Source organism: Deferrisoma sp., assembly GCF_054681715.1.
Genome location: NZ_BAAHFQ010000128.1, coordinates 1 through 8,217, shown reverse-complemented (window position 1 = coordinate 8,217; position 8,217 = coordinate 1). Strand labels below are relative to the sequence as shown.

Genomic DNA, 8,217 nt, shown 5'->3' with positions numbered 1-8,217 from the left:
CTCAGCCAACGACTGGGACTCTTCCAGCCAAGCGGACTGACGAAAACGCCCAGAGTTCCTGAGTGGTTCCGTCCATCCGGCTGAGTGCCGGATGCAGCGTAAGCCGGATGCCGCACTCACGCACGGCCGGAAGCAGGCCCCATGCCCTCGCGATCTCCTTGCGCGCCTGTATTGACGCCGGGTTAATAGTACAGAATGGGCGACGGGAGGCCCGCCCGTTCCGCCGCGCGAAGCAGGTGGCAGATGGCCGAGGCTCCGGATCCGTGGGTGGACGCGTTCCTGGACCACCTCCGCTACGAGCGAAACACCTCGGCCCACACGGTGCGGAACTACGCCGGCGACCTCGCCCGGTTTGCGGCGTGGGCCGGGGCGCGCACCGGGGCGCGGGGGCCGAAGCTCTGGGCCGGGGTGGAGCCCGGGGACGTGCGCTCGTACCTGGCCTCGCTCCACGGCCGCAAGAGCCGGGCCACGGTGAGCCGGGCCCTCTCGGCGCTGCGGGCGTTTTTCCGGTTCCTGGTGCGCGAGGGACACCTCGAGGCGAACCCGGCCGCCGCCGTGACCGCGCCCAAGCTGGCCAAACGCCTGCCCGGTGTCCTCTCGGTGGACGAGGTGTTCGCCCTGCTCGACGCGGTGGAGGGGGACGGCCTCCTGGCCCTCCGGGACCGGGCCATGCTGGAGCTCCTCTACGCCACCGGCATCCGGGTGTCGGAGCTCGTGAGCCTCGACGGCCGGGATCTTCGGCTGCGCCAGGGGCTCGCCCGCATCCGGGGGAAGGGCCGGGTGGAGCGGGAGGTGCCGCTGACCGCCCCCAGCGTGCGGGCGTTGGAGGCCTATTTCGCCGCCCGGGCCCGCGCGGGGCGGCCGTTGGAACCCGAGGGGCCGGTGTTCCTGAACCACCGGGGCGGCCGGCTCACCGACCGGAGCGTGCGGCGGGTGATCGACCGGTGGATCGAGAAGGCGGCCCTGGCTCGGCGGGTGCACCCGCATCTGCTGCGCCACAGCTTCGCCACCCACCTGCTGGCCGGTGGGGCGGACCTGCGGGCCATCCAGGAACTCCTGGGCCACCGGAGCCTTTCGACCACCCAGAAGTACACCCACGTGGGCATCGAGCAGCTCATGCGGGTGTACGACCGGGCCCACCCCCGGGCCGGGCGGGCGGGAACCAGGGGAAAGCCCCCAACCGATTCTCAGACCTGACGTCCGGACGTCCCACCGTCCGCGCGTCCGAACGGAAGAACCCCATGACCCAGACGTTCCACGGAACCACGATCGTGTGCGTGCGCCGCGACGGCCGGGTGGCCATGGCCGGCGACGGCCAGGTGACCTTCGGGACCACGGTGTTGAAGCGCACGGCCCGCAAGGTGCGAAAGCTCCGGGAGGGCAAGATCCTCGCCGGGTTCGCCGGGGCCACGGCCGACGCCTTCACCCTGCTCGAGCGGTTCGAGGGCAAGCTCGAGGCCCACGGCGGCAGCCTCCACCGGGCCGCGGTGGAGCTCGCCAAGGACTGGCGCACCGACAAGTACCTGCGCCGGCTCGAGGCCATGCTGCTCGTGGCCGACCGGGACGCCACCCTCCTTCTTTCGGGCACCGGTGACGTGGTGGAGCCCGAGGAGGGGGTGGTGGCCATCGGGTCGGGCGGGCCCTACGCCCTGGCCGCCGGGCTCGCGCTCTACGAGCACACGGCCCTCGGGGCGGCCGAGATCGCCCGGGAGGCCCTCAAGGCCGCGGCCCGGATCTGCATCTACACCAACGAATCCGTGGAACTCGAGGAACTCGGAGGATAGACCCCCATGGCCGTGTTCACCCCCCGGGAGGTCGTCTCGGAGCTCGACCGCTACATCGTGGGCCAGCACAAGGCCAAAAAGGCCGTGGCCATCGCGCTTCGGAACCGCTGGCGCCGCCGCCAGGTGCCCGAGGACCTCCGGGACGAGATCACGCCCAAGAACATCCTGATGATCGGCCCGACCGGCGTCGGGAAGACCGAGATCGCCCGGCGGCTGGCCCGGCTCGCCGGGGCGCCCTTCGTCAAGGTGGAGGCGAGCAAGTTCACCGAGGTGGGCTACGTGGGCCGGGACGTGGAGAGCATGGTCCGGGACCTGGTGCGGGTGGCCGTGGCCATGGTGCAGGAGGAGGAGCAGGCCCGGGTGGCCGCACGGGCCGAGGAGCTGGCCGAGGAGAAACTCCTCGATCTCCTGCTGCCCGGCCACTCCGGCGACACCGCCACCCGGGAGCGGCTCCGGCAGATGCTCCGGGCCGGGGCCCTGGACGACCGGGTCGTGGAGGTGGAGATCGCCGCCCAGGCCCCCACGCCGGCCATGGAGATCTTCACCGGCCAGGGCATGGAGGAGATGGGGCTCCAGATCCAGGACATGCTGGGGAGCCTCTTTCCCAAGCGGCGCAAGCGAAAGAGCATGAAGATCCCCGAGGCCCGGGAGGTGCTGAAGGAGCAGGAGGCGGCCCGGCTCGTGGACCAGGAGCGGGTGACCGAGCTCGCCCTGGAGAAGGCCCAGAACGACGGGATCATTTTCATCGACGAGATCGACAAGATCGCGGCCCGGGAGGGGGGGCGGGGCCCGGACGTGTCGCGGGAGGGGGTGCAGCGCGACATCCTCCCCATCGTCGAGGGGAGCACGGTCCACACGAAGTATGGGGTGGTCAAGACCGACCACATCCTGTTCATCGCGGCCGGGGCGTTCCACATGTCGAAGCCCTCGGACCTGATTCCCGAGCTCCAGGGCCGGTTCCCGATCCGGGTGGAACTCGACCCCCTGGGCAAGGACGACTTCGTGCGGATCCTGACCGAGCCCCAGAACGCCCTGACCCGCCAGTACCGGGCCCTTCTCGAAACCGAGGGGATCGAGCTCGAGTTCACCCCCGACGGCATCGAGGAGATGGCCGACATGGCCGCCCGGGTGAACGAGAAGACCGAGAACATCGGGGCCCGCCGGCTCCACACGATCATGGAGCGGGTGCTGGAGGAGCTGAGCTTCACGGCCCCGGACCTGGCGGAGCGCAAGGTCGTGGTGGACCGCGCCTACGTGCGCGAACGGCTCAAGGACATCGTGGCCGACACGGACGTGTCGCGCTACATCCTGTAGGTCAGGGGTCGGAAAACAAGGGACAGGGTTTCCCCGACCCCGGCCCCCTGCCCCCCCATACGGAGAACACAGACCGATGGCCGAAGACCGCCCGTATCCCGAGGAACTCGTCCAGAAGGCCCAGGTGCTCCACGAGGCCCTGCCGTACATCCGGGCCTTCTACGGCAAGGTGGTGGTGATCAAGTACGGCGGCCACGCCATGGTGGACGAGGCCCTCAAGGAGAGTTTCGCCCGGGACGTGGTGCTCCTGAAGTACATCGGCCTCAATCCCGTGGTGGTCCACGGCGGGGGTCCCCAGATCAACCGGGTGCTCGATCGCATGCAGATCCAAAGCACCTTCGTGGACGGCATGCGGGTGACCGACGGCGCCACCATGGACGTGGTGGAGATGGTGCTCGGGGGCAAGGTGAACAAGGAGATCGTGCACCTGATCCAGCTCCACGGCGGCCGGGCCGTGGGACTCACCGGCAAGGACGGGGGGCTCATCCGGGCCAAAAAGCTCTACATGGAGCGCCGCCGGGGCGACGACCTTCCCCCCGAGATCGTGGACATCGGGGCGGTGGGCGAGGTGGAGCGGATCAACCCCCAGGTCATCGAGTCCTTGGACCGGGGGGGGTTCATCCCGGTGATCGCGCCCGTGGGCGCGGGCGAGAAGGGGGAAACCTACAACATCAACGCCGACCTCGTGGCCGGCCGGATCGCCGGGGCCCTCAAGGCCGAAAAACTCGTGCTCCTCACCGACGTGGAGGGCATCCTCGACGCCGAGGGCAAGCTCATCTCCACGGTGCGGGCCTCCGAGGTGCCGGGGCTCATCGAGGCCGGGGTGCTCCGGGGCGGCATGATCCCCAAGGTGCGCTGCGCCCTCGACGCCCTCGAGGAGGGCGTGGGCAAGGTGCACATCGTCGACGGCCGGGCCCGCCACGCCGTGCTCCTGGAGATCTTCACCCGGGGCGGGGTGGGCACCGAAATCGTGAAAGGCTGACCCCATGGGAAACCAAGAGATCGCAGACCTCGCCGCCACCTGCCTCATGCCCACCTACGCCCGGTTCCCGGTGGCCCTGGTGCGGGGCCAGGGCATGCGGGTGTGGGACGCCGACGGCCGCCAGTACCTGGACTTCCTGGCCGGCATCGCCGTGTGCAACCTGGGCCACTGCCACCCCCACGTGGTGGAGGCGATCCGGGAGCAGGCCGGCACGCTCCTGCACGTGTCGAACCTCTACCACATCGAGCCCCAGGTGCGGCTGGCGAAGCTCCTGACCGAGGTCACCTTCGCCGACCGGGTGTTCTTCTGTAACAGCGGGGCCGAGGCCAACGAGGGCGCCATCAAGCTCGCCCGCAAGGTCCAGAAGGACCGGGGGCACCCGGAGCGCCACGAGATCGTGTCGGCCACCATGAGCTTCCACGGCCGCACCCTGGCCACCCTCACGGCCACCGGCCAGGACAAAGTCAAGGTGGGGTTCGACCCCCTGCCCCCCGGGTTCACCTACGTGCCCTACGACGACGTGGAGGCCCTGGAGGGGGCCGTGGGCCCCCGCACGGCGGCCGTCATCCTGGAGCCGATCCAGGGCGAGGGCGGGGTGCGGGTGCCCTCCGAGGGGTACCTCCGGAGGGTGCGGGAGCTGTGCGACGTGCGCGGGGCGCTCCTCATCCTCGACGAGGTCCAGACCGGGGTGGGCCGCACCGGCACCTTCCTCGCGGCCGAGCACGAGGGCGTGAAGCCTGACATCTGCACCCTGGCCAAGGGCCTGGGGGGCGGGGTGCCCATCGGGGCGGTGCTCGCCACCGAGGCCGTGGCCCAGAGCTTCGGCCCGGGCACCCACGCGTCCACCTTCGGGGGCAACCCGCTGGTGTGCGCCGCGGCCCTCGCCACGGTGCGCACGATCCTCCACGACGGGATCCTGGAGCACACCCGGCGGATGGGCGCCTACCTCCTGGAGCGGCTCGGGGCCCTGGCCGCCGACCGGCCGGGGGTGGCGGCCGTGCGGGGCCGAGGCCTCTTGATCGGCATCGAGCTCGCGGCCGACCGGAAGGCCAAGGACGTGGTCACGGCGATGATGGACCGGGGGTTCCTGGTGGGCTCGGCCGGCGAGCAGGTGGTGCGGCTCGCCCCGCCCCTGATCGTGGAAACGGAGGAGATCGACGCCCTGCTCACGGCGTTGGAAGAGGTGCTTTGAAAACGGCTGGAAAGCTGGGAGGCTAGGAAGCCAGGAGGCCAATGCGCCCTTGGGTTCAACCTTCTCGCCCGGGTCACCGTGGGGACCTAGCCTTCCCGCCGCGGCAATCGGCCGGGGCGTCCCCATCCGTCGGGAGCCGAAGCGATCTCGGCCGCACAGCCTTCCAGCTTCCTAGCCTTCTAGCCTTCTAGCTTTCTAGCCTTCTAGCGGAACGAGAGCCGCCATGCCCAAGCACTTTCTGAAACTCACGGATTTCGGCCGGGAAGAACTCCTCAGCATGCTCGATCTGGCCCGGGACCTCAAGGCCCGCCAGGCCCGGGGGGAGCCCCACCGGCTGCTCGAGGGCAAGACCCTGGCCATGCTGTTCGAAAAATCGAGCACCCGCACCCGGGTGTCGTTCGAGGTGGGCATGTTCCAGCTCGGGGGCCACGCCCTGTTCCTGTCGCCCCGCGACACCCAGATCGGCCGGGGCGAGCCCATCAAGGACACGGCCCGGGTGCTGTCGCGCTACGTGGACGCCATCATGGTGCGCACCTACGGCCAGCACGTGCTCGAGGAACTCGCCCACTGGGCCTCGGTGCCGGTGATCAACGGGCTCACGGATCTCCTGCACCCCTGCCAGGTCATGGCCGACCTCCTGACGGTGCTCGAGCGCCGGGGCAGCCTCGAGGGGCTCCGGGTGGCCTGGATCGGCGACGGGAACAACATGGCCCACTCCTGGATCAACGCCGCCCGGGTGCTGGGGTTCGGGCTGCGGCTCGCCTGCCCCGAGGGGTACGACCCCAACGGCGAGATCCTGGCCGCGGCCCGGGAGGCCGGGGCCGACGTGGAGCTGGGCCGCGACCCCGGGTGGGCCGCCCAGGGCGCCCACGTGGTCACGACCGACGTCTGGGCCTCGATGGGCCAAGAGGCCGAGCAGGAGGCCCGGCGCCGGGCCTTCGCCGGGTACACCGTGGACGCCGGAATCATGGCGGCGGCAGCCCCCGACGCCCTCTTCCTCCACTGCCTGCCGGCCCACCGGGGGGAGGAGGTCACCGAGGACGTGCTCGAGGGCCCGCAGTCGGCCGTGTGGGACGAGGCGGAAAACCGGCTCCACGCGCAAAAAGCGATCCTCGTGACCCTGCTGCGGGGCGGGGCGTAAGCCCGGCGCCCGAGGAACGGAGGACGTCCGACCCAAGCGATCCGCCCGGGGCACGGGGGCTTCCCAGCCTCCCAGCTTCCTAGCTTTCCAGCTTCCAAGACTTCCAGCCTCCAAAGGAGCGAACGACCATGGCAAAGGGCAGCGTGAAAAAGGTGGTTCTTGCCTACTCCGGGGGCCTCGACACCTCGGTGATCTTGAAATGGCTCGTCGAGACCTACGGTTGCGAGGTGATCGCGTTCTCGGCCGACCTGGGCCAGGCCGAGGAGCTCGACGGACTCGAGGAGAAGGCCCTTCGCACCGGGGCCTCCAAGGTCTACATCGACGATCTCCGCGAGGAGTTCGTCCGGGACTTCGTGTTCCCCATGTTCCGGGCGGCGGCGATCTACGAGGGCTCGTACCTGCTCGGGACCTCCATCGCCCGGCCGCTCATCGCCAAGCGCATGATCGAGATCGCCGAGGCCGAGGGCGCCGACGCCGTGGCCCACGGGGCCACCGGGAAGGGCAACGACCAGGTGCGGTTCGAGCTCACGGCCTACGCCCTCAAGCCCGACATCCGGGTGATCGCCCCCTGGCGGGAGTGGGACCTGAACTCCCGGGAGAAGCTCATCGACTACGCCCAGAGGCACGGCATCCCCGTGCCGGTCACCAAGGCCAAGCCCTACTCCAGCGACCGGAACCTCCTGCACATCTCCTTCGAGGGCGGCATCCTGGAGGACCCCTGGCGGGAGCCGGACGAGGACATGTTCGTGCTCTCGGTGAGCCCCGAGAAGGCCCCGGACGAGCCCGAGTACGTGGAGGTGGAGTTCGAGGCGGGTAACCCCGTGGCCGTGAACGGCGAGCGGCTCTCCCCGGCGGCGCTTCTCCAGCGACTCAACGAGATCGGCGGCCGCAACGGCGTGGGCCGGGTGGACATCGTGGAAAACCGGTTCGTGGGCATGAAGAGCCGGGGCGTGTACGAGACCCCGGGCGGCACGATCTGGCGCGAGGCCCACCGGGCCGTCGAGAGCCTCACCATGGACCGGGAGGTCATGCACCTCCGGGACTCCCTGGTGCCCAAGTACGCCGAGCTCGTCTACAACGGGTTCTGGTTCGCGCCCGAGCGGGAGACCCTGCAGGCCTTCATGGACGAGGCCCAGAAGAACGTGACCGGCACCGCCCGGCTCAAGCTCTACAAGGGCCACTGCATGGTGGTGGGCCGCAAGAGCCCCCGGAGCCTCTACGACCCCGAGGTGGCCACCTTCGAGGAAGACACGGTGTACAACCAGGCCGACGCCACCGGGTTCATCAAACTAAACGCCCTGCGGCTTCGCACGCTCAAGAAACTCATGGGCTGAGCCCCCGGGTCGGGTGCCGGAAAGCGGAGGCCAGGGGACAGGGGTTCTCTGACCTCTAACTTCTGAATTCTGGCCCCCGATACGGAGGCCGCTCCCGCAGGTTGGGACAGCCCCTGGCGCTGGAACCACAAAGGATTTTGGCGCCCTCCCGGCGTCCGGCGGAACTCGCCGCGCGCCGGGCCGAAGCCCCGGAAACGATTCCCGATTCACGATTCCCGGAGGTTTTGCTTCCCAGCCTTCCAGCTTTCTAGCTTCCTAGCCTCCTAGCCAGTACGAGGTTCCTCATGGCCGAAAAACCCTGGGGCGGACGGTTCCGCGAAGAAACCCTAAAGATCGTCGAGCGGTTCACGGCCTCGATCGGGTTCGACCGCCGGATGTACCGCCAGGACATCCGGGGCTCCATCGCCCACGCCCGCATGCTCGCGGCCGTGGGCATCCTGACCGAGGAGGAGGCCGAGACCCTGGTGCGG

General features: G+C 69.8%; 7 protein-coding genes and 1 pseudogene. All 8 read left to right on the top strand.

Annotated features, from left to right (window positions below; genetic code table 11):
- Window positions 1–243: 243 nt before the first annotated feature.
- Complete coding sequence (gene xerC, locus ACY0I8_RS14170; protein WP_461395288.1) at window positions 244–1,197, top strand: tyrosine recombinase XerC; 954 nt, start codon at window positions 244–246, stop codon at window positions 1,195–1,197.
- A 44-nt stretch (window positions 1,198–1,241) separates the two neighbouring features.
- The gene (gene hslV, locus ACY0I8_RS14165) at window positions 1,242–1,784 is read left to right on the top strand and encodes an ATP-dependent protease subunit HslV (RefSeq protein ID WP_461395287.1); all 543 of its coding nucleotides are present in this window, start codon (window positions 1,242–1,244) and stop codon (window positions 1,782–1,784) included.
- A gap of 6 nt (window positions 1,785–1,790) precedes the next feature.
- Window positions 1,791–3,098 (top strand): ATP-dependent protease ATPase subunit HslU, encoded by a 1,308-nt coding sequence (gene hslU, locus ACY0I8_RS14160; protein ID WP_461395286.1) that lies wholly within the window; start codon window positions 1,791–1,793, stop codon window positions 3,096–3,098.
- A 76-nt stretch (window positions 3,099–3,174) separates the two neighbouring features.
- Window positions 3,175–4,080 carry an acetylglutamate kinase gene (gene argB / locus ACY0I8_RS14155; protein ID WP_461395285.1) on the top strand — a complete coding sequence of 302 codons (906 nt, stop codon included), beginning with the start codon at window positions 3,175–3,177 and terminating at the stop codon, window positions 4,078–4,080.
- Window positions 4,081–4,084: 4 nt separating this feature from the next.
- Entirely contained in the window at window positions 4,085–5,272 is a 1,188-nt protein-coding gene (locus ACY0I8_RS14150; protein ID WP_461395284.1) for an acetylornithine transaminase, read from the top strand.
- 223 nt (window positions 5,273–5,495) lie between these two features.
- Window positions 5,496–6,413, top strand: a complete 918-nt coding sequence (gene argF, locus ACY0I8_RS14145; protein ID WP_461395283.1) for an ornithine carbamoyltransferase — start codon at window positions 5,496–5,498, stop codon at window positions 6,411–6,413.
- A gap of 128 nt (window positions 6,414–6,541) precedes the next feature.
- Window positions 6,542–7,747 carry an argininosuccinate synthase gene (locus tag ACY0I8_RS14140; protein WP_461395282.1) on the top strand — a complete coding sequence of 402 codons (1,206 nt, stop codon included), beginning with the start codon at window positions 6,542–6,544 and terminating at the stop codon, window positions 7,745–7,747.
- 284 nt (window positions 7,748–8,031) lie between these two features.
- A pseudogene (locus ACY0I8_RS14135) lies at window positions 8,032–8,217 on the top strand (argininosuccinate lyase); the annotation flags it as partial.

What these genes read in the sequence shown, in the direction of transcription:
- ACY0I8_RS14140 (WP_461395282.1), top strand. Translation starts at nt 6,542, where the DNA reads ATGGCAAAGGGCAGCGTGAAAAAGGTGGTTCTTGCCTACTCCGGGGGC.
- hslV (WP_461395287.1), top strand. Translation starts at nt 1,242, where the DNA reads ATGACCCAGACGTTCCACGGAACCACGATCGTGTGCGTGCGCCGCGAC.
- hslU (WP_461395286.1), top strand. Translation starts at nt 1,791, where the DNA reads ATGGCCGTGTTCACCCCCCGGGAGGTCGTCTCGGAGCTCGACCGCTAC.
- xerC (WP_461395288.1), top strand. Translation starts at nt 244, where the DNA reads ATGGCCGAGGCTCCGGATCCGTGGGTGGACGCGTTCCTGGACCACCTC.
- ACY0I8_RS14150 (WP_461395284.1), top strand. Translation starts at nt 4,085, where the DNA reads ATGGGAAACCAAGAGATCGCAGACCTCGCCGCCACCTGCCTCATGCCC.
- argF (WP_461395283.1), top strand. Translation starts at nt 5,496, where the DNA reads ATGCCCAAGCACTTTCTGAAACTCACGGATTTCGGCCGGGAAGAACTC.
- argB (WP_461395285.1), top strand. Translation starts at nt 3,175, where the DNA reads ATGGCCGAAGACCGCCCGTATCCCGAGGAACTCGTCCAGAAGGCCCAG.